Origin of the sequence: Thalassotalea euphylliae, from assembly GCF_003390395.1 — a bacterium.
Taxonomy (GTDB): Bacteria; Pseudomonadota; Gammaproteobacteria; order Enterobacterales; family Alteromonadaceae; genus Thalassotalea_F; species Thalassotalea_F euphylliae_C.
On the sequence record NZ_QUOV01000001.1, the window covers coordinates 38,144 to 63,473 of the forward strand.

At 44.3% G+C, this 25,330-nt stretch carries 17 protein-coding genes, 2 tRNA genes and 1 rRNA gene; 13 read left to right on the forward strand and 7 right to left on the reverse strand.

Annotated elements, in window-relative coordinates; all coding sequences use genetic code 11:
• The first annotated feature begins 53 nt into the window (after positions 1-53).
• From rrf to DXX92_RS00175, 3 genes are all read left to right on the forward strand, one after another.
• Positions 54-168: ribosomal RNA gene (rrf, locus tag DXX92_RS00165) — 5S ribosomal RNA — on the forward strand.
• Between the two features lie 44 nt (positions 169-212).
• Positions 213-297, forward strand: a tRNA-Tyr gene (locus DXX92_RS00170).
• A 353-nt stretch (positions 298-650) separates the two neighbouring features.
• Positions 651-735, forward strand: a tRNA-Tyr gene (locus DXX92_RS00175).
• Between the two features lie 58 nt (positions 736-793).
• Here DXX92_RS00175 and DXX92_RS00180 read toward each other — a convergent pair.
• Together DXX92_RS00180 and DXX92_RS00185 are read right to left on the reverse strand one after the other, a co-directional pair.
• Positions 794-2,116 carry a spinster family MFS transporter gene (locus tag DXX92_RS00180; RefSeq protein ID WP_115998576.1) on the reverse strand — a complete coding sequence of 441 codons (1,323 nt, stop codon included), beginning with the start codon at positions 2,114-2,116 and terminating at the stop codon, positions 794-796.
• 109 nt (positions 2,117-2,225) lie between these two features.
• Positions 2,226-3,845, reverse strand: a complete 1,620-nt coding sequence (locus DXX92_RS00185) for a response regulator (RefSeq protein ID WP_115998577.1) — start codon at positions 3,843-3,845, stop codon at positions 2,226-2,228.
• Between the two features lie 205 nt (positions 3,846-4,050).
• Here DXX92_RS00185 and DXX92_RS00190 point away from each other — a divergent pair, with 205 nt between their 5' ends.
• Positions 4,051-5,100, forward strand: coding sequence for a sel1 repeat family protein (locus tag DXX92_RS00190; protein WP_115998578.1), 1,050 nt, complete (start codon positions 4,051-4,053; stop codon positions 5,098-5,100).
• 327 nt (positions 5,101-5,427) lie between these two features.
• Here the strand turns inward: DXX92_RS00190 and DXX92_RS00195 are convergent, their stop codons facing one another.
• Both DXX92_RS00195 and ilvC read right to left on the reverse strand, forming a co-directional pair.
• Positions 5,428-7,341, reverse strand: coding sequence for a methyl-accepting chemotaxis protein (locus DXX92_RS00195; protein ID WP_147301904.1), 1,914 nt, complete (start codon positions 7,339-7,341; stop codon positions 5,428-5,430).
• Positions 7,342-7,830: 489 nt separating this feature from the next.
• On the reverse strand, positions 7,831-9,315 hold the full coding sequence (gene ilvC, locus DXX92_RS00200) for a ketol-acid reductoisomerase (RefSeq protein WP_115998580.1): 1,485 nt from the start codon (positions 9,313-9,315) through the stop codon (positions 7,831-7,833).
• Positions 9,316-9,468: 153 nt separating this feature from the next.
• Between ilvC and ilvY the strand changes: the two genes are divergently transcribed.
• Positions 9,469-10,359: an HTH-type transcriptional activator IlvY gene (ilvY, locus tag DXX92_RS00205; RefSeq protein WP_115998581.1), complete on the forward strand. Its 891-nt coding sequence runs from the start codon at positions 9,469-9,471 to the stop codon at positions 10,357-10,359.
• A gap of 21 nt (positions 10,360-10,380) precedes the next feature.
• Here the strand turns inward: ilvY and DXX92_RS00210 are convergent, their stop codons facing one another.
• The gene (locus tag DXX92_RS00210; RefSeq protein ID WP_115998582.1) at positions 10,381-11,904 is read right to left on the reverse strand and encodes a YifB family Mg chelatase-like AAA ATPase; all 1,524 of its coding nucleotides are present in this window, start codon (positions 11,902-11,904) and stop codon (positions 10,381-10,383) included.
• A gap of 521 nt (positions 11,905-12,425) precedes the next feature.
• Between DXX92_RS00210 and ilvG the strand changes: the two genes are divergently transcribed.
• The 7 genes from ilvG to DXX92_RS00245 all read left to right on the forward strand — a co-directional run bounded on the left by ilvG (position 12,426) and on the right by DXX92_RS00245 (position 21,428).
• The gene (gene ilvG / locus DXX92_RS00215) at positions 12,426-14,102 is read left to right on the forward strand and encodes an acetolactate synthase 2 catalytic subunit (protein ID WP_115998583.1); all 1,677 of its coding nucleotides are present in this window, start codon (positions 12,426-12,428) and stop codon (positions 14,100-14,102) included.
• A gap of 77 nt (positions 14,103-14,179) precedes the next feature.
• Positions 14,180-14,449 carry an acetolactate synthase 2 small subunit gene (gene ilvM / locus DXX92_RS00220; RefSeq protein WP_115998584.1) on the forward strand — a complete coding sequence of 90 codons (270 nt, stop codon included), beginning with the start codon at positions 14,180-14,182 and terminating at the stop codon, positions 14,447-14,449.
• 52 nt (positions 14,450-14,501) lie between these two features.
• Positions 14,502-15,428 (forward strand): branched-chain amino acid transaminase, encoded by a 927-nt coding sequence (locus DXX92_RS00225; RefSeq protein ID WP_115998585.1) that lies wholly within the window; start codon positions 14,502-14,504, stop codon positions 15,426-15,428.
• Positions 15,429-15,569: 141 nt separating this feature from the next.
• Entirely contained in the window at positions 15,570-17,444 is a 1,875-nt protein-coding gene (gene ilvD / locus DXX92_RS00230; RefSeq protein ID WP_115998586.1) for a dihydroxy-acid dehydratase, read from the forward strand.
• Between the two features lie 19 nt (positions 17,445-17,463).
• Positions 17,464-19,023 (forward strand): threonine ammonia-lyase, biosynthetic, encoded by a 1,560-nt coding sequence (gene ilvA, locus DXX92_RS00235; protein ID WP_115998587.1) that lies wholly within the window; start codon positions 17,464-17,466, stop codon positions 19,021-19,023.
• A gap of 496 nt (positions 19,024-19,519) precedes the next feature.
• Positions 19,520-20,449, forward strand: coding sequence for an SPFH domain-containing protein (locus tag DXX92_RS00240; RefSeq protein WP_115998588.1), 930 nt, complete (start codon positions 19,520-19,522; stop codon positions 20,447-20,449).
• A gap of 265 nt (positions 20,450-20,714) precedes the next feature.
• Entirely contained in the window at positions 20,715-21,428 is a 714-nt protein-coding gene (locus DXX92_RS00245) for a helix-turn-helix domain-containing protein (RefSeq protein WP_115998589.1), read from the forward strand.
• A 336-nt stretch (positions 21,429-21,764) separates the two neighbouring features.
• Here DXX92_RS00245 and ubiK read toward each other — a convergent pair whose 3' ends face one another.
• Positions 21,765-22,034, reverse strand: a complete 270-nt coding sequence (ubiK, locus tag DXX92_RS00250) for a ubiquinone biosynthesis accessory factor UbiK (protein ID WP_115998590.1) — start codon at positions 22,032-22,034, stop codon at positions 21,765-21,767.
• Positions 22,035-22,200: 166 nt separating this feature from the next.
• Between ubiK and rep the strand changes: the two genes are divergently transcribed.
• Entirely contained in the window at positions 22,201-24,222 is a 2,022-nt protein-coding gene (gene rep, locus DXX92_RS00255; protein ID WP_115998591.1) for a DNA helicase Rep, read from the forward strand.
• Positions 24,223-24,247: 25 nt separating this feature from the next.
• Here the strand turns inward: rep and DXX92_RS00260 are convergent, their stop codons facing one another.
• A complete protein-coding gene (locus DXX92_RS00260; protein ID WP_115998592.1) occupies positions 24,248-25,264 on the reverse strand; it encodes a 2-hydroxyacid dehydrogenase in 1,017 nt (338 codons plus the stop codon).
• Positions 25,265-25,330 lie beyond the last annotated feature (66 nt).

Sequence of the window (25,330 nt, forward strand, 5' to 3'; positions counted from 1 at the left end):
GTCAAAGCTTTCCAGATTGTAATTTACTGCTAAGGCAGTAAATAAAAGTTTCGCCTAGCGACAATAGCGTTGTAGAACCACCTGACCCCATGCCGAACTCAGAAGTGAAATGCAACTGCGCCGATGGTAGTGTGGGAGGTCCCATGTGAGAGTAGGTCATCGCTAGGCACATATTTTAAAGCCCAGTATAAACTGGGCTTTATCCCGTTTTTGGAGGGGTTCCCGAGTGGCCAAAGGGATCAGACTGTAAATCTGACGGCTCCGCCTTCGGTGGTTCGAATCCACCTCCCTCCACCATATAAATAAAGCTCGACTTATGTCGGGCTTTTTTTATGTCTGAATAAATCTAATATCCTGAATCTCAAGAAGAACTACAAAAAGTCTGAATTAAATATACTGTTTTAACAGGGTGAGCAAATAAGAGTTTCACCTAGCGACAATAGCGTTGTAGAACCATCTGGCCCCATGCGCTATGCAATAGAAAGGCAGAAGTGACCGCTCATGAGCATCCATGCTCTCGCAGCATTAGTGCATCCCTGCACGTCAAATGCAACGTGTGTCTATGGTCTATGGGAGGTCCCATGTGAGAGTAGGTCATCGCTAGGCACATATTTTAAAGCCCAGTATAAACTGGGCTTTATCCCGTTTTTGGAGGGGTTCCCGAGTGGCCAAAGGGATCAGACTGTAAATCTAACGGCTCCGCCTTCGGTGGTTCGAATCCACCTCCCTCCACCATATAAAAAAAGCTGCCTAATCGGCAGCTTTTTTTCCGTCTAAAATATATTGCTGCTTGTTATTCTGGGGCGTTTTCTAAATCCTCTTTAAGACTTCTAGCACCATAAATAAAGTGGCAAACGGACCAGAAGCTTACGATCGGCAAAATATAAAGCATTGCATAGCGCAATGAATCAGCGCCATAGGTTGGCGCTAAAAAGTCGCTAAGTAAGCCAATTGAAGATGGCCCCAAGCCTAAGCCGATAATATTAATGATTAAGAAGAATATTGCTGATGACATAGCACGCATCTTCAAGCCAACTAAGCTATGCGTAGTTGCTACAACGCATCCGAGGAATAAGTTACCCATCATTGCTGGAATAACTAAGCTAGATAGCGCCATATGTTTATCATCCGCAAGACAAAACAACACCAAGAAAGGTAAACCGATAAACGCGGCTAAGGCAGGTAACCAGGCATACCATCGCGGATCTTTCTTTGCTAACTTGTCAGCAAGCACGCCACCACCAAATACACCTACTGCGCCGCCTACACCGATGATCAATGCTAACCATGCGCCAAGCTCTGTCGTTGAGATACCATAGCTGCGAATCATAAAAGACGCTGCCCAGTTAACAAATCCATAGCTTACAAAAGCAGTAAGTGCTGAGCCAATTGCCAAATGAACAAACGAAGAGCGGCTAAGTAATAACTTGAGAGTTTGCTTGAAACTCGGTGCAGCTTCTTGAGCGGTAACTTTATTTTCGGATAAGCCCCTGATCGGCTCTTTTAAAGTAAATCGAACGACAATCGCTAATATAATGCCTGGTGCACCAACCACGAGGAATGCGGTTCGCCAACCAAATACTTCGTTAAGCCAGCCACCTAGCAAGAAGCCGAAAAGAATACCGATATTAACGCCGGTTGAATAGAAACCTATCGCCCCGGCTCTTGCTTCTCGGGGAAAAATATCTGAGATAATGGAATGAGATGGTGGACTACAGCCTGCCTCTCCAACACCAACGCCAATACGGGCAAGTAACAACTGAAAGTAATTTTGCACAAAGCCGCTGATTGCCGTCATGAAGCTCCAGACAAACAAAGCGATTGATATAATATTTCGACGATTACCGCTGTCAGCCCATTTTGCTATCGGTATGCCAGCGAGTACATAAAACAGTGCGAAAGAAAAACCTGTTAACAAGCCAAGTTGCCCGTCAGATAGACCTAAATCGGCTTTGATACCTTCTTGTAATATCGACAAGAGTTGCCGGTCGATAAAATTGAAGCTATAGACAATGGTTAGCAGTACGAGCGCGTAATATTTTTGAGATTGCGTAGCGTATGCTGTTGAGGTTGACGTGATGACCGGATTACTTTGTGGTGTGCTACTTTGCGCCATTATCAGTTTCCTATCCGTCTATTATTTTTGTTTTTGCACAAATAATAGTCAGGTCTGTTGGCTGATAAGTCAACACTGAATTTATTTTATAAATAGTAGATATAGTTAACTATTTAAATGAGTGATAGTGTTCGTTGAGTATTTGATAGCGATGATGGGCAGGGTGAGAGTCTGGCAAACCTACCAGCGAAGCTAATAGCTCGCCCGCTTTAACTAGCTTGGCTTCGTCATTTTGTTGTTTATGACAAGCAAGTAGTGCTTGAATAAGGTTGAGCTTTATACCGATATGCTGAGGATACAAGCTTTGCGCAGCAGATAAACCGGCCAGCGCTTGCTGATAGTGATTTTGCCGAAAGTATGCTGATGCTTGATTAAGCGCTTGTTGAGCAATTGCTTGTTCGTCTTTTTGCACTGAACCGTCAACTATCATATCAATTTGAGCCATCAGTTCGATATTGTCTGGCTCGCGCTCAACCACTTGGATAATCAACTCATTCGCTGTCTCGTTCCTGTTCAAATCAATTAACAGCTTTGAAATACTGATCATCGATGAAGATTCAAGCTGTTCTGTTACTGAGTGAATATACTTTTCCGTTCTAGAGAGCAGCTGTTTAGCATCATATTCGCCATGGCTCTTTAGCATTAAACGAGCTGTATGTAGGTTCGATTGCACTCTCACATCAGCTTGGTTAAAGGTTTTACTTGTTTCGTGCAAGGCGTTAATTACACGATTCTTTTTGACCTTTAAGTCGTGCTCGCTAAGCTCAGGGGCAAGTTGGTTAAGTGCCTCTGAAAAGTTAAAGGCGTTATCCGCTTTGTGATGAATTGAATTAAATGAAAGCTGATAATTTTGTTCAAAAGCTCGAGTGGCTTTTTCATAATTACCCGTATCAAAGCAGAGCTTAGCAAAGCGCTCCAATCGCTTTACCGACAATGGTGAAATGTTTAATGCGCTCTCTAGTATGTCTTGCGCTTTAGTATATTGCTCAATCGTTTCATAACTTGTAGCAAGCCAATCATATGAAGCAAGATACAGTGGATGTTTATCGACTAACTCTGAAAAGTAGTTAATCGCAGTAGAGTAGTCCTGCTCCCGAAGGGCGATTTTTCCCAGACCAATACTGGCCCATTGGCAGTTCCTTACCGACTTAAACTGGTGATATATTTTTGCGGCTTGCTTAAACTGGTTTTGCTCGAATAATTGGCGCGACTTTATCCCAAAACATTCAGTCACGTATGGTGTGTTTCTTTCAATCGCGCGGTCACATAGCGCAATGGCAGCTTCTGAATCTTGGGCATCTAGTGCTTGATAAATATCTTTCATATGGCGCTTTTTGTTATAGCACCTATCTAAACGTTGCAGTAAATCTTTGGGACGATAAGGTTTTGTTAGGTAATCGTCAGGTTTATGTTCTAAAGCTGCCAACACCATGGCTTGAGAGTTTTCTGCAGTGATCAGGATTACTACGGACTGGCGGTTTACTAGTCCATTTTCTCGCAGCTCTTCCAACAGTTGCTGGCCATTCTTTTGACTTTCGCCCAAGTCATAACCAAGTAATAGCACATCGTAGTGATTCTCGGCACAACGCAGCATTATATCTTTGGTGTATCCACTTGCCTCAACGACCTCTGGATCTAAGTTAAATGCAAACTGTTTTAGCAAGTCTCGGGAAGGCTTAACGCTGTCGATAATTAAGAATCGCTTGTCGCGATATTTATTAACAGCCATTTTTATCCTGATTGATCATTTTAGTATTAGTGTTTTTAGCTAAAGTTGGCGGCAATGTCTAATAGATTAGGCCAAGTTGCCCTGCAAAGTTAGCTAAGTTTGCTATAGCTTAGGTTAAACGTAATTACGAAAAGCTTAGTACAAATATATTGCTTGAATATTAATCGTTTGTTATAACTTTTTATGCGTAAATCAGGAGGATGTAATGGAGTACGGCGAGTCAACAACAAATGGCGGTGTTACATATCAACATCAGTGTTCGCATTGTGGTGGTAATAAGCATCATGTTAAAGGCTGTATACGTTACGCTTATGTTTTTTTGCAAAGCCTGCCCCTATACCCTGTGGGGCGAAGAATTGAGCTAGAATGCACAGAGTGCTTAACTCGTGTAGACCAGCAAGGAATTGATGCTCAACTATACAAACAATTGCTAGGCTCGGCATTTACTGTCTATCAGTTCCTGATCAAATTCACTGGCCTAATTCTCTTAATTTATTTGGCCGCTAGCTGGTGGCAGGATCGACAAGCAGAGCAGCGTCAGCTTAAGCAACTCGTTAGCTATCCGCAGATTAATGACTTTCTGCTAATTGATTATCGAAAACTTAATAATCACAATCGCCCGCATGAAAAGTTTCGCATTGCGAAAGTTGTTGATTTAACTGGCGATACAGTTTCTGTTATTTATGGAAATTTCTTTTATCAACATCAGTCATCCTTTGAAGAAGCAATTTCGTCTGGGCAGACAAGAGCATTCAGTTATTTTGGCAAGAATAGCCATAATTTTACGCAAGTTCAGTTCATAGACTTGTATCAACGTGAAGGCATAGTTAAAGCAGCTAGGCCGGAAGGCAATATGTTGTTTGGTAACTTCATTATTAGTGATACTGGTTATCAGGTAAGCACTAGCTACATTCCTGGTGAGCGTGAATTCGCCTCAGGTTTAGCCTTTGAAAGAGCGAGCTATATTGAAGATCACTTGGTTAAGGCATTTGTCAAATTTGAACAGTCGGCAACACTGGGTTTCGCTGCGGGTCAGATAAAGCTAGCAGAAATCTACTTAGCCGGTGATGTGGTGAAATCGGATTTTGATACTGCACTTTATTGGCTGGAGCAAGCGTCACTGCAAAGCAATAAACGAGCTATCAAAAAGTTTGCGATTGTATGTCAGCAAACTAAAGCCTGTGATTTAACCAGTTTCTATCAAAGACTGCTAGATTTCGGCGTGAATATTACCATCAATAAAACGAACTTATAAAAAAAGCGATGCATTCACCGGGAATGCATCGCTTTCTCATTAGCAGGTGAGAGCGTGTTGATCATTCAGGATTGTTTTTGCAGCAGTCTGTTTGGGGTTTATACAAGGCGGTGCTCATGCTGTGTAGTTAGTCTCCATAAATGAGCACCAACACAGAAAAAAATTCAAACAGACGCTGCCCTTCGGGTTCATCTAAACGCTTCCTGCCCATTGTTGCTCGATTTTTATATGGAATAACCATACTGTAAAACGAGCGCCTCGATCAGAAAGCGTTTAGATTGAACAAAATTCAATCTCGAAAGTTCAACACGCCCTACGACTTAAATTCTATTTATGATGCTCAAACTGAGTAACTAAGGTATCAAGTGTTTCTGCCAGTTCATTCAGCTGCTCTGTGCTATTCGCAATTGCCTGAACATTGTTCATATTCTCTTCGGAGATCTCACGAATTTCTGACATATTGTTGTTGATATCGTTTAGTGAAATCGCCTGTTGTTCAGTCGCAGTTGCTACCAAATGGTTAGTGTCAGAGATTTGTAGCGTTAGCTCTCCGCTCAGTTGCAGTTTATCCTGCGCCTCATTAATAGAGGCATTCGTACTTTCTGATTGTGCGATAATAGCTTTGATCTCTGCGGTAGCTGCGGTAGATGTTTGTTGCAGCTGCTCCATTATGGTCTGAATTTCCGTGGTCGAGTCAGCCGTTTTGCCTGCTAAACTGCGGACTTCTTCAGCAACCACCGCGAAGCCACGACCGTGCTCGCCAGCTCGCGCTGCTTCAATTGCAGCGTTAAGTGCTAACAAGTTAGTTTGATCTGAAATTGATTCGATGACACCTAAGGCTTGCGCGATGGTTTCAGTGTTTTCCGTTAGGTTAGCAATAACCGTAGACACGTCGTGAATTTTGCTACCAAGCTGATCAATATCGGATTTCGCATGGGTGATCACTGTTGCGATTTCACTGCCGTTGTTACGTACGTTCTCTGCCAAGTCAGATGCCTGAACAGCACTCTGGGCAATTTCTGAAACTGTAGTGTTGATTTGCGACAGGGCATTAGAAATATGTTGTGTGTTGGTGTCGTTATTAGCGGCACTTGTCTTAGTCTGTTCACTCTTCGAGGCTAGCTCGTCAGCGGTTTTATGTAACTCTCGGCTACTCTGTGCAATAGTCTCAAATAGCTCGGCTAGTTTACCGATAAAGGCATTGTAACCTTTGGCAACTGCAACTAATTCCTGTTGACCAGTTTCCGGAATTCGGTAATTTAAATCGGCCTCACCTTGACCCATTTGTGTAAACAGTTGCGCCAATTGCTTGATAGGCAATGTAATCGAACGAGCAATAACAACCGATGCACCAGCAGTAATAAGTACGATAACTAAGGTCCAAATCACCATACTCAATGTTGCATCATTGAGCTGTTGGTATACTTCAGCCTCAGGAACTTGGCCAATGACATACCAATTCCCCGTTGGTACATAACTAGAAGTTACCAGTAGTTTTTCGCCCGCTGGTTGTGCTTCTATTTGACTGTATTCTGCTTTGTTTAACAGCTGGCTAGATGATAACCCATAGACGTCGCTAATATTCTTACCAATTAAGCTGTCGTCCTGATGAACCTGAATAACCCCCTTGCCATCAACCAAGTAGACGAAGCCTGTTTGCTCTATACGGAAACTATTCAACAAGTTGATAATATCGCCAAAAGACTTACCGATACCCGCAAGCCCGATACCGTTGATTTGCTGATGGTTAACAAATACATCAACTTTTTCACCACCTGGGTAACGGTAAATATTAATCGCAGACTCTAAGCCACTGTCGCGATAAGCAAAAAACCAGCCGTCTTCACTATTTCTTTGTAACTGTCTTAAAAAGCCGCTTTGGTTCCAGTAATTTCCTGTTGTGCGATCGGCAAAAGAGGTACTACTGTAGCCGTTTTCTGTACCGATTTTTGCCAGCTTTTCGATAACTAGTGCTTCGGTCTCTTTATTTGCTCCTGTTTGCGTCCAGTTTAACAACAGTGGATCTGTCGCCAGTTGTTTGGCGACACTGTACATAACGGCAATCTCTTTCTCGATTCCACCGCTAATATGGGTCATGGTATTAGGTAGTTCTTTCTCTAGTAAACGTGTTTCAACAACGTTTCGAGCGGCCAATTGGCTGTAAGTTCCCACTGATATGGCAGTGAGTAAAACACTAAACAACAATGCAGATGTTATTTTTTTGTTAATGGAAAACAACAACTTATTCCTTGATCTACAACAAAGTTACGTATATTAACATTTAAAAATAAGAAACCCATTAGTTGATAGATGCAATCTTTTCATTTATATGACAAGTAGCTGAAATTGGCAGAGTTTTATTTGCATAGCGATTGGTTATAAATCATAACTTTTCGTCTTAAAACTGGTTTGAATCTTGAAGGGTAGTAAACCAAGTCATTAGCAATCACAAGGTGTAGTTCAGTAATCTTTTAGGGAGTAGTACTAGGTGGTGAGCTTAGTTAGAACTTGAAGCTAGTGAGGTTAGAGCAGATATATAAGCAGAATAGGTTGGGTGACATTCGCAATGGCTGATAGCAAGTTCAGTCACCCGATTTGCAGCGAGCAAATTTAAAGAAATAGGAAAATCTATAGTTAGTTACTTAGATTAAACTGCAGATAAGGTGTTGCTCACCTTATCTGCATAACTTACCTGAGTATCTTATCTAAGTATTTGTGTATTGAAGAGAATTAAAGATCTGCTTCAACAATACGCTTCATATCAGTCATGTAGCCACGTAACTCTTTACCAACAGTTTCTACAGGGTGAGTACGAATAGCTTCATTCACTTCAATTAAACGCACGTTATCTACACCATTGTTGGCAGTAGCTAAGCCTTCACCTAAATCTGCTAGGCTTAACTTGCTAACAAAGTCAGATAATAACGGTACTGCCGCATGGCTGAATAAGTAGTTACCGTATTCCGCTGTATCTGAGATTACTACGTTCATTTCGTATAACTTGTTACGTGCAATACAGTTCGCGATTAATGGCGTTTCATGCAGTGATTCATAGTAAGCCGACTCTTCGATAATACCGGCAGCCACCATAGATTCGAACGCTAATTCAACACCTGCTTTCACCATAGCTACTAAGAAAATACCGCGGTCGTAGTATTCTTGCTCATTAATTTCAGCATCGCTGTCTGGTGCCAATTCAAACGAGGTTTCTGCCGTTTGTGCGCGCCACGTTAATAGGTTTTTATCATCGTTAGCCCAGTCTTCCATCATAGTGGCAGAGAAGTGACCTTCGATAATGTCATCCATATGCTTTTCAAATAGTGGGCGAAGAATCACTTTTAACTCTTCTGCCATATCGTATGCTTTGATTTTCGCAGGGTTTGAAAGACGATCCATCATATTGGTGATACCGCCATGCTTTAAGCCTTCGGTAACGGTTTCCCAACCGTATTGAATAAGCTTGCGAGCGTAGCCTGCATCAACACCATTGGCGACTAACTGCTGATGGCCTAAAATCGCACCCGTTTGCAACATACCACATAGAATGGTTTGCTCACCCATTAAGTCAGATTTCACTTCTGCGATAAATGATGACTCAAGTACACCAGCGCGGTCACCACCAGTAGCTGATGCATATGCTTTTGCAATTGCTAAGCCGTTACCGTTTGGATCATTTTCAGGATGCACTGCAATTAGGGTAGGTACACCGAAACCACGCTTGTATTCTTCGCGTACCTCAGTACCTGGACACTTAGGCGCTACCATCACAACTGTGATGTCTGGGCGAATCTGCATACCTTCTTCAACGATATTAAAACCGTGAGAGTATGCAAGCGTAGAGCCGTGCTTCATTAACGGCATTACTGCGCTAACCGCTGACGTGTGTTGCTTATCTGGTGTCAGGTTAAGTACTAAGTCCGCTTGTGGAATTAGCTCTTCGTACGTACCTACAGTAAAGCCATTCTCTGTTGCCCAGCGCCAAGATTGACGCTTTTCAGCAATCGCCGCTTCACGCAAGGCGTAGCTGATATTTAGGCCAGAATCACGCATGTTTAAACCTTGGTTCAAACCTTGAGCACCACAACCGACAATAACGATATTCCAGTCCTTGATAAAGTTACAGCCGTCAGCAAATTCTTCGCGTTTCATAAAACGACATTTGCCCAATTGTGCAAGCTGCTCACGCAAGCTTAAAGTGTTGAAGTAGTTAGCCATAGCGGATTCCATTTTTCTAAATTAATTGGTTGAGCACACCATAGCGCAGGGTTATTATTGCCTAAAGTGAATTATTTGCATTGTTGTGTTGCAATATGTGCAACGTGATTCTGTAAGAACTCAGTCGAATTTGTATGGTAGGGAGTTAACCTTATGGATACCAAATCGTTGGCGATGTTTCATCATCTTGCCAAGCAACTGCACTTTGGCAAAACTGCCGAGCAGTTTTATGTCAGCCCTTCAACGCTGAGTCGCACCATCACCCGTTTGGAAGAAGAGTTAGGTTGTCAGCTATTGATCCGTGATAACCGCACTGCAAAGCTTACACCTGCAGGTGAACAACTGAAACACTATGCCGAGCAGCAGCTGGAGCAATTGTCCCTATTAAAACTCTCGCTTAATCAGCAACAGGCCCAGTTAACGGGTCAGCTTCATATTTATTGCTCGGTCACCGCTGCCTATAGCCATTTGCCTAGGTTAATTGACAGTTTTCGACAACAACACCCGCTCGTTGAATTAATGCTAACCACTGGTGATGCGGCAGGTGCACTGCCGCAAGTGCAGCAACAGCATGTTGATATTGCCATAGCAGCGATGCCAGAGAACTTATCCAGCAGTTACCATTTTCACAATATCGAGCAAGTTCCCCTCAACATTATTGCCCCGACCATGGCATGCCATGTTCAGCAGCAATTACAGGCGAAGATGATCAACTGGTTCGAAATTCCGGTGATATTGCCAGAGCATGGCTCAGCGCGTACGCGATTCGAAAAATGGCTGCGCAGTATGCAATTTGGTAAACCCAATATTTACGCTACGGTTTCTGGCCACGAGGCAATTGTAAGTATGGTGGCGCTTGGTTGTGGCATTGGTATTGCGCCACAAGTGGTTGTGGATCTTAGCCCTGTGAAAGACAGGGTCTATGCGCTAGATATTGAGCACGGAATAAAACCCTTTGACCTTGGCGTGTGCTGCTTAAATATTCGCAAAGAGCAGCCACTAGTGAAGGCCTTTTTGCAATCAATCAGCCACAGTGCGGCTTAAAGTGCAGCCTAAGCTGTAAGACTAAACTGCGAGCGCATCGGTTAGATGGCGTAAAATGCGATCCATCGCCCGATACGAGAGTGCTTCAATTAAATGACTATGGGCTATCGCCTCACTGCTATCCATATCTGCCAAAGTGCGGGCAATTTTAATAATTTTATGATGGGCGCGGGTCGACAGCCCAAGTTTTTCCACCGCTAACTCTAAAAACTCGTTGTCTTCTGGCGATAAGGTACAATGCTCGCGCAGTTCACTGCTGCTGAGTAAGGCGTTGGCCTTTCCTTGTCGTGTTAACTGAATGGCGCGACAGTGCATCACCCGCTCTCGCACCGCCTCGCTGCATTCCTCATGCTGTTGGTTGTCGCTCCAAATGCCTCTAGGCAGGCGTGCAACTTCAATTTGAATGTCAATGCGATCGAGAAAAGGGCCTGATAGGCGGTTGAGGTAACGCAGCGTTTGTTCTGGTGTACTGCGTTTGTCATTGTAAAATCCCGTTGGACTTGGGTTCATTGCCGCTACCAATTGAAACTGTGCAGGAAAGGTTTGCTTGTGGTTGGCACGTGAAATGGTGACTTCACCTGACTCCATTGGTTCGCGCATTACATCCAACACTTTGCGATCAAATTCTGGTAGCTCATCCAAAAATAGCACGCCATTGTGCGCCAGTGATACTTCGCCCGGTTGCGGATATGAGCCACCGCCAATAAGTGCCGCTGCGGTGGCGGTGTGGTGGGGCGAGCGGAAAGGTCGGATCCCCCACGTGGTGCTATCAATATCATGTTGGCTGATTGATTGTATGGCGGCACTCTCAATTGCTTCGTCGCGACTCATTTGCGGCAAAATACCCGGTAAACGGCTTGCCAGCATGGTTTTACCTGTGCCCGGTGGGCCAACAAATAATAAATTATGACCACCGCTGGCAGCGATCTCCAACGCCCGTTTTGCGAGTGGCTGGCCAATCACATCCTTCATATCTAATGGCACTTGTCGGCTCGGTGGTTGCTTATCTTGGCTAGTAAAAAACGGTAGAGGCGATTGTCGGGCAAAGTGTGGAAAAAGCTGTTGTAAGTGATCTATCGCGATCACTTTAGGGGCTTCAAGCCATTGTGCTTTTTCTGCATTTTTACTGGGGATGACTAAGGTTCTGCCTGCTTGCTGGCAGGCAAGCGTCAATGGAATTTCACCAATAATGGGCCTAAGCTCGCCTGATAAGGCGAGTTCGCCAGCAAACTCGTATTCGCTTAAATCGTGAGCTGGTAGTTGGTTTGAAGCAGCAAGAATGCCCATGGCAATCGGCAAATCAAAACGACCACCTTCTTTGGGTAGATCGGCAGGCGCAAGATTGACCGTAATGCGTTTAGCGGGAAACTCATAGCCGCAATTAATAAGCGCACTACGCACTCTGTCTTTTGATTCTTTAACTGAGGTTTCAGGCAAGCCAACAATCGAAAATGCCGGGAGTCCATTGGAAATATGTACTTCAACCGTGACTAAAGGCGATGATAAACCAAGTCGAGCACGACTATACACACAGGCGAGAGACATAAAAATCCTTTTTAAATCAATCCATTTTTATAGAGTGTAGTGGCAATGGGCTAAGTTCGCTAATTAGCTGTTGAATCAGCTAGGTTAGGCCCAATTCAGGCGTAGATAAATGCTATAAATAGTAAGTATTTCGTAGTCATTAAAATTTGATCTGAAAAGTGCTTGCACATGGGCGACGGGCTGTGATATTAATTTAAAAAGATTAACCAGTTAAATATTTTTTCAGAAAAAATAAATAACTATTCACATTTTTGTCGGTAGAATTTTAGCAAAACATGAATAACGTAAGCGCAGTGATTATTAACATTCTCGTCGTGGTGATTATTAAATCATCGCGGGGAAGTTGGTTGCGCTAAGAAAAATTTCTGAAATCAAAATACCAACCCCCGCTCCGAAAGGACCGGGGGTTTTGTTTTACTTAAGGGCTGAACTTTTTGTCTTAAAGCAGAGTTTGTTCTCAACTAGTTAGCTAAAAGCTTAATTAACACATTGATTAACCAAATATTATAGCGAAGACCGCAATGACAACTGAACACTCACATACAGGTGCAACCATGCTTTTAAATGTTTTACAGCAGCATGGTGTAAAGCATGTTTTTGGCTACCCTGGCGGCGCGATTATGCCGATCTATGATGCCCTGTATGACAGTGAGGTTCAGCATTTCTTATGTCGCCATGAGCAAGGTGCAGCGTTTTCTGCGGTCGGTTATGCACGTGCGGCTAAACAAGTGGGTGTTTGCTTTGCAACTTCAGGCCCTGGTGCAACGAATTTAATCACTGGTTTAGCCGATGCTTATGCCGACTCTATCCCAGTAGTGGCCATTACCGGCCAAGTGGCAACTGGTGCGATGGGCTCAGATGCTTTTCAAGAAGTGGATATTATCGGCTTGTCGCTGGCATGCACTAAACACTGTTTTCAAGTACGAGATGTCAATGAACTTGCGTCAACGCTTCACCAGGCGTTTGATATTGCGCTGTCTGGCCGACAAGGACCGGTACTGGTTGATATTCCAAAAGATATTCAATTGGCAACGGTCACCAAAACGCTAGAAGCGGTACCGACGAGTGTAATGCCCGCATCAAATGAACCAGCCAATATGGGCACCGCTCTGGCTTTGCTTAGCCAAGCGCAAAAGCCGATTTTATATGTTGGTGGCGGCGTTGGAATGGCCAATGCTGTACCAGAACTGCGCGAATTCTTAGCGCAAACCAAGATGCCGAGTGTGTCTACCTTAAAGGGTTTAGGCACAGTACCAGTAGATGATGAATACTACTTAGGTATGTTAGGTATGCACGGCACTAAAGCCGCTAACTTGGCGGTGCAAGAGTGTGATTTGTTGGTGGCTGTTGGTGCTCGTTTTGATGACCGAGTAACAGGCAAATTAGCTGAGTTCGCACCGCATGCCAAAGTGGTTCACTTTGACATTGACCAAGCGGAAGTGGGCAAGCGCAAAACTGCCCATGCGTCGGTATTAGGCGAGCTAAAAGTGAACTTGCCTGCGCTTGCCATGCCACTGTCGATTGAACCGTGGCAACAAAAATGTCAGCACCTAAAAGACAGCTTTGCTTGGGACTATAACCACCCGGGCGAGGGCATTTATGCCCCGAAAGTATTGAATGAAATCTCGCTAAAAATGCCGGCCGATTCAGTGATCACAACTGATGTTGGTCAGCACCAAATGTGGGCGGCGCAGCATATGGCGATTAATGGCCCAGAGAACTTCTTAACCAGTGGTGGCTTAGGCACCATGGGCTTTGGTTTACCTGCTGCCATCGGTGCGCAAGTGAGCCGCCCAACCGATACCATTATCGCGGTGACCGGTGATGGCTCGTTTATGATGAATGTGCAAGAGATGGCAACCATCAAGCGCTTTCAACTACCCATCAAAATCGTGTTAATCGACAACAGCAAATTAGGTATGGTGCGCCAATGGCAAGACTTGTTCTTTAATGGTCGATTAAGTGAAACAGACCTGTCAGACAATCCTGATTTTGTCATGCTGGCGAGTGCTTTTGATATCAAAGCGAAACAAATTACCACTAAAGCCGAGGTGTCTTCGGCTATCGATGAAATGCTCGCGCATAACGGCCCGTATTTATTGCAGGTCAAAATTGATGAAGCAGATAACGTGTGGCCACTGGTGCCGCCGGAAACTGCGAACGACAAAATGATAGAAACCCAAGATAAAGTGAACTGACCCAATGCCGCTAATGCAATGTCATTAACATAATGCCAGTAGGCTAAACCAAAACGAGACTATTGATAGGAATCGCCATGAACACTGCTACACCAGAACATACGTTAAGAATTTCTGCCGCTCAGCAAAACACGGTACTAGAGCGTATTTTACAAGTGACCCGTTACCGTGGTTTTCAGGTCAACGGTATTAATATGTTTTCTGAGCAAAGCAGTGATGCGCTTGATATTGAAATGACAGTCTCATCAGAGCACCCAGTTAGCCAGTTACAGTTACAATTAAGTAAATTGTTCGATATTAAAACAATTGAAATTCAAGATACCGCTAGCGCGCAATGTCGCGCATAATGTAGGCGGAATAACAGATAAGGTCAGCAAGACCCAATAGATAGGAATTATTATGGCTAAAGTAAGCGCAGAACTCATTTGGTTTAACGGTAAACTCATCCCTTGGGCGGATGCGACCGTGCATGTCATGAGTCATGCTCTGCACTATGGTTCATCAGTGTTTGAAGGTATTCGCGCCTACAACACGCACAAAGGCACTTGTATTTTCAGGTTGCAAGAACACGTTGATCGTCTATTCGATTCAGCAAAAGTTTACCGTATGGATATTCCATACACCAATGAAGAAGTAGTACAAGCGTGTAAAGACGCCGTGGTTAAAAATGGCTTAAAAGCGGCTTACTTACGCCCATTAGCGTTTTTGGGTGATATTGGTATGGGCCTTCGTCCACCACTAGATGCACAAGCGGACCTAATGGTTGCCGCATTTAGCTGGGAAGCTTATTTAGGTGCCGATGCCATTGAAGGTGGTGTAGAAGTTGGCGTTTCAAGCTGGAACCGCTTAGCACCGAACACTATGCCAACGGCAGCCAAAGCCGGCGGTAACTACTTATCATCGCAGCTGATCTCGATGGAGGCTGGTCGCCACGGTTACACCGAAGGTATCGCATTAGATGTAAATAATATGGTGAGTGAGGGCGCTGGCCAAAACTTATTCCTAGTGCGCAATGGTGTCATTTACACGCCATTTAGTACAGCTTCAATTTTACCGGGCTTAACCCGTGATGCGGTGATCACCTTAGCGCGTGATCTAGGCTATGAAGTGCGTGAAGAGCCAATTTCTCGCGAGTCACTTTACCTAGCAGATGAATTCTTTATGACAGGTACTGCCACTGAAATTGTGCCAGTGAAATCAGTCGATGGTTTACCTGTTGGCAAAGGCTCGCGTGGCCCAGTCACTAAAGCCTTACAAGATGCCTTCTTTGGTATCTTTGATGGTACGACCGAAGATAAGTGGAACTGGTTAGAGCCAGTCGAATAAGGAAGCTTAATTGCACTATACCTGCGTTGGGAATGCTCACTTATGGTAATAAGCTGCGCGTTCCCGCCTTGCTCTAGCGCGATTAACCCATCCTTATTAAATTAAAGCAGTTAACGAATACAGCAATAGTAGGACAAGAAAATGCCAAAATTACGATCAGCAACGTCAACACAAGGCCGAAATATGGCAGGCGCTCGCGCATTGTGGCGAGCAACAGGGATGACGGATGGAGACTTTGGCAAGCCTATTATTGCCGTAGTTAACTCATTTACTCAGTTTGTGCCGGGCCATGTTCATTTAAAAGATATGGGTCAGTTAGTGGCGCATGCCATTGAAGAGGCTGGTGCAAACGCCAAAGAATTTAACACTATTGCCGTTGACGACGGTATCGCCATGGGACATAGCGGTATGCTGTACAGCTTGCCTTCACGTGACCTTATCGCTGACTCGGTGGAGTACATGGTCAATGCCCACTGTGTTGATGCTATGGTGTGTATTTCTAACTGTGACAAGATCACGCCGGGCATGTTAATGGCGGCTATGCGTCTGAATATCCCGGTTATTTTCGTTTCGGGTGGCCCAATGGAAGCGGGTAAAACCAAGCTTTCTGATCAAATCATCAAACTCGATTTAGTTGATGCCATGATCCAAGGTGCCGACCCAACGGTTAGTGATGAGCAAAGCGATCAAATTGAACGATCTGCGTGCCCAACTTGCGGTTCTTGCTCTGGTATGTTTACCGCCAACTCAATGAACTGTTTAGCAGAAGCATTAGGATTAGCCTTACCGGGTAACGGTTCAATGCTAGCGACGCATGCAGATCGCGAGCAGCTATTTAAAAAAGCCGGTAAGCAAATTGTAGAACTTACCAAGCGTTACTACTTCGACGAAGACGAGTCCGCACTACCACGCAACATCGCTAACCGCGATGCGATGCATAATGCCATGTGTTTAGACATTGCCATGGGCGGTTCAACCAATACCATTTTGCATTTATTAGCCGTCGCGCAAGAAGCGGGTATTGATTACACCATGGCGGATATGGATAAGTTATCTCGCGAAGTACCACAGCTTTGTAAAGTGGCGCCGTCGACACAAAAATATCATATGGAAGATGTCCACCGTGCAGGTGGTGTGATTGGTATTTTAGGTGAATTAGCGCGCGCCAAACTATTAAAGCCTAACGTGACTAACGTGCTGGGCACTTCGTTAACTGAGCACTTAGCCCAGTACGATATTAAAGTGACTGACGACGAAGATGTTAAGAAATTCTATCGCGCAGGCCCTGCCGGCATTCGCACCACCAAAGCGTTTAGCCAAGATTGTCGTTGGGATACCTTAGACGATGATCGTGAAAATGGCTGTATTCGCTCGCTTGATAACGCGTTTTCAACCGAAGGTGGCCTAGCGGTATTATCTGGCAACCTTGCCCTTGATGGCTGTGTTGTTAAAACAGCTGGCGTCAGTGAAGACAACTTAACCTTTACCGGGCCTGCCCATGTCTTTGAAAGCCAAGACGATGCCGTTGAAGGTATTTTAAATGGCAGCGTTGTCGCTGGCGAAGTAGTGGTTATTCGCTACGAAGGCCCTAAAGGCGGCCCTGGCATGCAAGAAATGTTGTATCCAACCACTTACTTGAAGTCGATGGGCTTAGGCAAGGCGTGTGCTTTGATCACTGATGGCCGTTTCTCAGGTGGTACCTCAGGATTATCAATTGGCCATGTGTCGCCAGAAGCGGCAAGTGGCGGGGCGATTGCCTTAGTCGAAAATGGCGATGAGATTGTTATAGATATTCCAAGCCGTTCAATCAAGCTGAATATCAGTGATGACGAATTAGCCAAACGCCGTGCTGCGATGGATGCTAAGCCTAACAGTTGGCACCCAGCAAGCCGCGTTCGCCCAATTAGTTACGCCTTGAAAAACTATGCGATGTTAGCCACAAGTGCTGATAAAGGCGCGGTACGTAATCGCGAGTTACTTGATAGTGCCGTATCAGACGGCTCAGATAAAACCTAGAGCAAGTAAGAGGCAACCAATGGCAAATCATGCGGGTGAACATCAAGCACAAAGCGCACAAGAACTCGGTGTTGATTACTTACGCCGGATTTTGCTGGCGCCAGTATATGATGTCGCCAAAGAAACCGATTTAACGCCGCTAACGAAACTCTCTGCGCGTTTGGGCAATCAGATTTTCTTGAAACGTGAAGATCAACAGCCAGTGCATTCGTTCAAGTTACGTGGTGCCTATAACAAGTTAGCCAACCTACCTGAAGCGCAATGTATTCATGGGGTAGTTGCCGCCTCTGCCGGTAATCACGCACAAGGGTTGGCGCTTGCGGCAAGTAAGTTAGGTATTAATGCCACCATCTTTATGCCGATCACTACGCCCGATATTAAAGTGGACAATGTCCGTCGCTTAGGCGCGGAAGTACGCTTAGTGGGTAAAAGCTATAACGATGCGCAACAAGCCTCGATTGAATGTGCGGAGCAAGAGCAAAAAACGCTGATCCACCCGTTTGATGATGTTGACGTAATTGCCGGACAAGGCACCGTAGCTAAAGAATTACTGCAACAACATACCAAGCTTGATGCGGTTTTTGTGCCTGTGGGTGGCGGTGGCTTGTTAGCGGGTATGGCGGTGTATTTAAAGCAGCTACGACCTGATATAAAAGTGATTGGTGTTGAAGCAGAAGACTCCGCTTGCTTAAAAGCCGCGATGGACAAAGGTCAGCCAACCGATTTAAGCCAAGTAGGCTTGTTCGCCGATGGTGTCGCGGTTAAGCGAATTGGCCAGCACACTTTCGACGTTATCAAACATTACTGTGATGATGTGATCACGGTTAATAGCGATGAAATTTGCGCAGCCATTAAAGATGTTTTCGAGCAAACAAGAGTCATTGCTGAACCTGCAGGTGCGCTCTCATTGGCTGCGATCAGTAAATATTGTCAAACCAGCAAAGGTGATGAGAACTTAGCGGCAGTGCTTTCTGGTGCTAATATGAATTTTCATAGCTTGCGCTATATTTCGGAGCGCTGCGAGCTAGGCGAGCAAAAAGAAGCGGTGTTTGCGGTCACCATTCCTGAGCAAAAGGGCAGTTTTAGACGCTTCTGCCAAACCTTATCAGGCCGTGGCATTACTGAATTTAACTATCGCTTTGCTGATGAGAGCAGTGCCAATATCTTTGTCGGTATTCGTATTGCTGGCGGTGTCGAAGAGCGCTTGCAACTACAACAAGAGCTCACCAAAGCTGGTTATCAGGTGAAAGACTTTACCGATAACGAGCTGGCTAAATTACATATTCGCTACATGGTCGGTGGACAAAGCTCGGTAGCGGTTGATGAACGTATTTTCCGCTTCCAGTTTCCTGAATATCCAGGCGCATTGGAAAAGTTTTTAGATACACTCGGCGAGCATTGGAACATTACCCTGTTCCACTATCGCAACCACGGCGCGGCGTTTGGTCAAGTGTTGGCGGGCTTCGATGTTAATGAAAAGGACCAATTAGACTTTTTCCGGCATCTTAAAGACCTCGGTTATGAGTGGCAGGAAGAAACACAAAACCTTGCTTATCACGCATTTCTAAAGCAGGGCTAGCAGCCTAGCTATTTACTAACTTCTTTGATTAAAGCCCTCATTTTGAGGGCTTTTTCATTCGGCGAACACGACTAATTTCAGCTTTGCGTTAAATAGCCATTAGGCTTCTAACGGCTATTTTCAAAGCTACCCAGCTTTAAGTCGTTTAAGTTTCTCACTACAAAAAAGTATTGGCTGTAAGTCATTCAGTTAATTAATTCTTTGCGTTTTTTATATAACGCTGAGGCCACATTTTTACAAATACTCGCCTAGTTTGATTTCACGCTTATTTACCTTTTTATAATCAATCGTTCTGATAAATTTTTGCAAAAAACTAAAAAGCATGACATATTATGTCAATCCGTATTGAGAATTGATATTACCAATACGTTTCACTCTGTAATTGCAAACTTGGCCAATAGTATGTGCCGATATTACAGAGCTTTCGGGGCTTAGTTTAAAAGCCCTTGTTGTCAATTTATCTGGCAACGTTCAAACAACATAGAGGAGAATGTTTATGTTTAGTAAAGGATTAACTCAATCAAGCAATACTGAAAATCCTCCAATTTTTCGTCATGCCAAGCTCGGCGGCGTGGCCATCACCGCTTTTATCCTAGTATGGATGGTGTTTTTTACTATTGATGAAGGTCACGTTGGTATTGTTAAACGCTTTGGCGAAGCAACTACCCAAGTAAACCCGGGCTTACATTTAAAAGTTCCTTTTGCCGACTCCGTTGAAGAGCTTGAAATTCGTACCCGTAAAAATACCGAGGCGTTAAAGGCGTCAACTTATGAGCAGATGCCAGTGCAAGCAGAAGTGTCGGTTAACTGGACGGTAATTCGCTCTGAAGCTTTTGAACTGTATAAAAATTACGGTGGTTTAGATCAATTCGAAAACCGTATTCTTGACCCGCGTTTACGCTCTGCAGCAAAGGATGCGTTAGCACGCTTCAAAGCTGAGGAAATAGTGCAAAATCGCGGCAAAGTGATTCAAAAAATAGAAGAAACACTATTGGCGACTATGTCAGAATTTCCAGTGAAGTTAGACAGCGCCCAAATCGAGAACTTAGTACTTCCAGCAAAATATCTGCAAAGTATTGAAACTAAGCAGACCGAGAAGAACTTAGCAGCGGCTGAAAAACATCGCTTAGAGCGTCAAAAACTAGAAGCACAACGTGAGGTAAATACAGCAGAAGCCAAGCGTGATGCGGAAAAAGCCCGTGCTGACGGTTCTGCTTATGCGATTATGACGGAAGCGAAAGCCGAAGCTGAGGCTATTCGATTGAAAGGTTTAGCTGAGGCTGAAGCGATCAAGAAAAAGGCCGAGGCAATTAAAACCAGTAAAGTGTTGGTTGAATACGTGAAAGCGCAGCAATGGAATGGTCAAATGCCAACAACGGTAATGGGTGAAGGCCAGGGTATTTTGTGGAATATGAAAGAGCAATAAGCTCGAAAAACTAACGGAAAGCCAGACTAAACGTCTGGCTTTTTTATTGCGCCGTATTTGGTCATTGCGACTCATAAAAATACTAAGTTTCCTGTTTATTCAAGGAAATTCCCTGATATTCTGCTTTCTATTAACCGAGGAATAGCCAAGAATAATAGCCAATCCAATCGAGATAGGGCGGCCGGCAGCCTTATCTTTGTTGGGTTTCTTCAGGTTTTAACTTTAGGTTATTAACTTTGGCACAAGTAAACATAGGGAAAAGATAATGAGTTTAGGTGAACAGTTAAAATCGCTTCGACAAGCGAAACAATTAAGCCAGCCGGAGCTAGCAGAATTAGCTGGAATCGAGCAGTCGTATTTATCAAAACTAGAAAATGATAAAGCGCAGCCTTCAAATGATATGTTACGTAAGTTGATCGCAGCACTAGAAATTGGGCTGGAAGAGTTATTGCGAAAGCTGCCAACCACAAGCGTACAAAAGTTGGCGTCATTACCAGATGTTGAGCAGTGGCTAAATAAACAAAACCAACAACAATTTACCCAGCGAAGAAATTTTCTACTTATGTCGAGCGCGTTAATCGTATTTGCCATCACATTGTTTTTTACCGGCTATAGCAAGTTAATTTTCTCAGAGCAGCAACATGAATATGTCTCCGAAGGCGTGGTGCGTGAAGGAGAGATCAAAACCATTTTTGATGATTGGCCGCGCTTATTGCCACGAGGCGAAAAAGACGGTCATAAGTTACGCGAGCAAAAAGCCATTGAAATGACAGGGCGTCGTGATGTTGAGCATATTCGCATTGCGACTTGGCTTGGCAATCCTATCGAAAAACCAGTTGATGGTGGAACACGCTATTACTGGTATTCACAAATGGTTGATCAGGCACAACCGATAAATGCTTGGCTGCAGGTGGTTGGTATATTTTTATTTGCTGCGGGTGTGATGGGGTTTGTAATTGAACGCAAACTGTTTAGATAACAAGATAGCGACCAAAGAGTATTTGCTAGCAGTGGTACTAAATACCAATCAGCATAATAATATATTCAACTCAGAGCTATTTCAGCGGTTCAAGTACAAGAAAAATTTTTGCCGATATAGCCACTCTACATCTAGAAAATTTTGCGCCGTAATTGGGCTGCTGAAAAGCTCCCGAAGGGCTTGGCTAAAACACTTTACTGCGGTGTTGCATGTCTTTGAAATAGAATAACTATGACGGGCAACCATGCGCCTTGCATTAAAGCGTTTTAACTCAAGCTGAGTGAACATTTATTTATGCTGATTGGTATTAAACTGCTAGCGCATTACTTGCGTTAATTACTCTGCCGAGCCTTGCTCAAGCTCTGCTAACTTTTGCTCTAAGGTAGCAACAGTGGCTTCCAATGCTGAAAGCTTTTCACGGGTTTTGATCAGTACTTGTGTTTGTACATCAAACTCTTCGCGTGTGACGACATCGAGCTCAGATAACTTACGTTGAATCACGGTTTTTGTGCGCTCTTCAATTTCATTTGCAACAGACTTAACGCCCGGTGGAATGGCATCGCTGACTTGCTTCGCGATTTCTTCAATTTTTTTTGCGTTGATCATTTTGGCTGCCTTATCGTTGATTCGAACACTTGCTTGAAAGTCTACCGTAAAAGCTCGGCTAATCGCATAAATTTTTGCATGAGCTACTGGTCTAGATCAGAAAACAAGGTAAAATTTGCCGCCTTAATAGAGTACGCCGAAATTAACCCATAGGTAGAGTCAAGTAATGCAATTAAACCCTCGCCAAGATGAAGCAAAAAAATATGTCAGTGGCCCTTGTTTGGTGCTGGCTGGCGCGGGCAGTGGCAAAACGGGTGTTATTTGTCAGAAAATTGCTTACTTGATCCAAAAGTGCGGTTATAAGGCGCGTAATATCGCGGCGGTGACCTTTACCAACAAAGCCGCACGAGAAATGAAAGAGCGAGTTGCGAAAATGTTAGGGCGCGATCTTACCCGTGGTCTAATCGTGTCGACCTTTCACTCACTTGGTTTGGATATTGTTCGCCGCGAAATTAAAACCTTAGGTTATAAGCCGGGCTTTACCCTGTTTGATGATCAAGACACCATTGCCTTGCTTAAAGAGCTTACCGAGCAAGAGCTTGAGGGTGATAAAGACTTGCTGAGCAAGTTGCAAATGATGATTTCTAACTGGAAGAATGATTTACTGCTGCCAGACCAAGTGCTTAAACAAGCAGGCGATGCCGATACTGCCTTATACGCCGAGTTTTACCAGCGTTATCACAATCATATGAAGGCTTACAACGCACTGGATTTTGATGACTTGATCTTAATTCCTACCTTGTTGCTTAAGCATTATCCGGAAGTGCGCGCCCGTTGGCAGAAAAAAATTCAGTATATGCTGGTGGATGAATACCAAGATACCAACGCTAGCCAATATGAACTGGTGAAGCTGATCACTGGCGAGCGTGGTCGTTTAACTGTGGTTGGCGATGATGACCAATCGATTTATTCATGGCGTGGTGCTAAACCGCAAAACCTAGTGTTATTAGGGCAAGACTACCCAAACCTTAAGCTGATCAAACTTGAGCAAAACTATCGCTCCAGTGGCCGTATTCTGCACTGTGCCAATATTCTGATCGCCAACAACCCACATGTTTATGACAAAGCCTTGTTTAGTGAGCACGATTACGGTGTGCCAATTCGCATCGTGCAAACTCGTAATGAGGAGCATGAAGTTGAGCGTGTGGTAGGTGAGCTGATTGGTCATCGCTTTATGAATAAAAGCCACTACAAAGATTATGCGATTCTTTATCGGGGTAACCACCAATCTCGCTTGCTGGAAAAAGCGCTGATGACCAACCGCATCCCGTACAAAATTAGCGGTGGTACCTCGTTTTTCTCACGCGCTGAAATTAAAGATATTATGGCTTACCTACGCTTGCTGGTAAATCATGACGACGACAATGCATTTTTACGTATCTGTAATGTCCCTAAACGAGAGCTTGGTCCAGCAACCTTAGAAAAACTTGGCAATTACGCCAATAAACGCCAAATTAGTATGTTTGCTGCTAGCTTTGAGTTTGGCTTAGAGCAAACCTTATCGGGGCGTGCACTGCATAATTTGCAAAAGTTTACTCGCTGGATAGTGGAAACGGCAGACAACGCTGAGCGCGGTGATACGCCCGCGGTATTGCGCTCGATGATCCGTGAAATGAACTATGAAGATTACCTCTACGACAGTTCACCGAGTGGTAAAGCGGCAGAAATGCGCATGAAGAATGTCACTCAGCTATTTAGCTGGGTCACCCAAATGCTTGAAGGCGATGAATTGGACGAGCCAATGACGCTACCGCAAGTGGTTTCTCGCTTAACTTTGCGCGATATGATGGAGCGCAACGAGGAAGAAGAATTTTCCGATCAAGTTCAGTTAATGACGCTACACGCCTCTAAAGGGTTGGAATTTCCGTATGTCTTCCTGATTGGTATGGAAGAAGGCTTACTGCCGCATCAATCCAGTATTGATGAAGACAATGTTGAAGAAGAGCGCCGCCTCGCCTATGTAGGGGTGACTCGTGCTAAGCGAGAGCTGATTTGTACTTATGCCCGTGAACGTCGCCAATTTGGTGAGGTTGCGCGTACCGAGCCCAGTCGCTTCTTATATGAAATGCCACAAGACGACTTAAATTGGGAAAACGAAAAGGCGCCGAAAAGCCAAGAGCAAAAGCAAGAGACCGCTAAGGCTGGGGTGGCGAATTTACGTGAGCTGCTAAAGAAAAAAGGAAGTTAGGCTGTTCAACCTATATCAATCTGGATTAGCCTAAATCAACCAGTAAGCTTGGCTCAATCGCTTGCTGGTTAAGCAACTTTTGCAGGCTCTCAATCGTCGTTTGTGCGATAGTGGCAATCGCTTCTTCGGTAAAAAAGCCTTGATGCCCAGTGATCAGCACATTGGGAAAACTGCTTAATCGAGCGAAGGTGTCGTCCTGTAAAATTTCACCACTAAGATCTTCAAAAAACAGGTTGGTTTCCTGCTCATAAACATCAATACCTAAGTAACCTAATTGCTTGCTTTTCAGTGCTTTGATTACCGCTTTAGTGTCAACCAGTGCACCACGGCTCGTATTAACTAACATGGCATTAGGCTTCATTTGACTTAGGGTATGCGCATTCACTAGGTGCTTGGTTTCCGGGACAAGTGGGCAATGCAGCGAGATAATATCCGATTGTTGAAAGAGTGTGGCTAGCGGAACATAGTTCGCGGTAAGCGCTTTGGCTTCGGTTTTGGCGTCTAAGCTTGGGCTTGGGTCATAGCATAGCAACTGACAGCCAAAGCCTTTTAAAATGCGTAACGTCGCCATGCCTATGTTACCTGTGCCGATAATGCCGACAGTTTTGCCGTAGAGGTTAAAGCCCATCAGGCCATCTAAGGCAAAGTTATCTTCGCGAATACGATTATAGGCTTTGTGAAACTTGCGGCTTAAGGTCAGCATTAAACCAACCGTGTGCTCAGCGACTGCTTGTGGTGAATACTCAGGTACGCGGCAAACCTTGATATTTAACCGCTTGGCTTGTGCAATATCGACATTGTTAAAGCCGGCGCAGCGCAGTGCTATGGTTTCAATACCAAAGCTCGCCAATTTTGCTAACACATTGGCGTTAACCTGATCGTTAACAAACACACAGACGGCGTTAAAACCTTGGGCAAGCTCTACCGTTTCTTCGCTGAGGCGGCAGTCAAAGTATTCAAAGGTTAAATCGCTGGTGGTATTAAACTTGTCAAAAAAGGTGCGATCATACTTTTTACTGCTAAAAACAGCGATTCGAAACATAGATTCTCCTGCCTAACTAACCTAGGTTTTAGCTGGATTCAAGGTGTGTGCTGATTACAGTTTGGC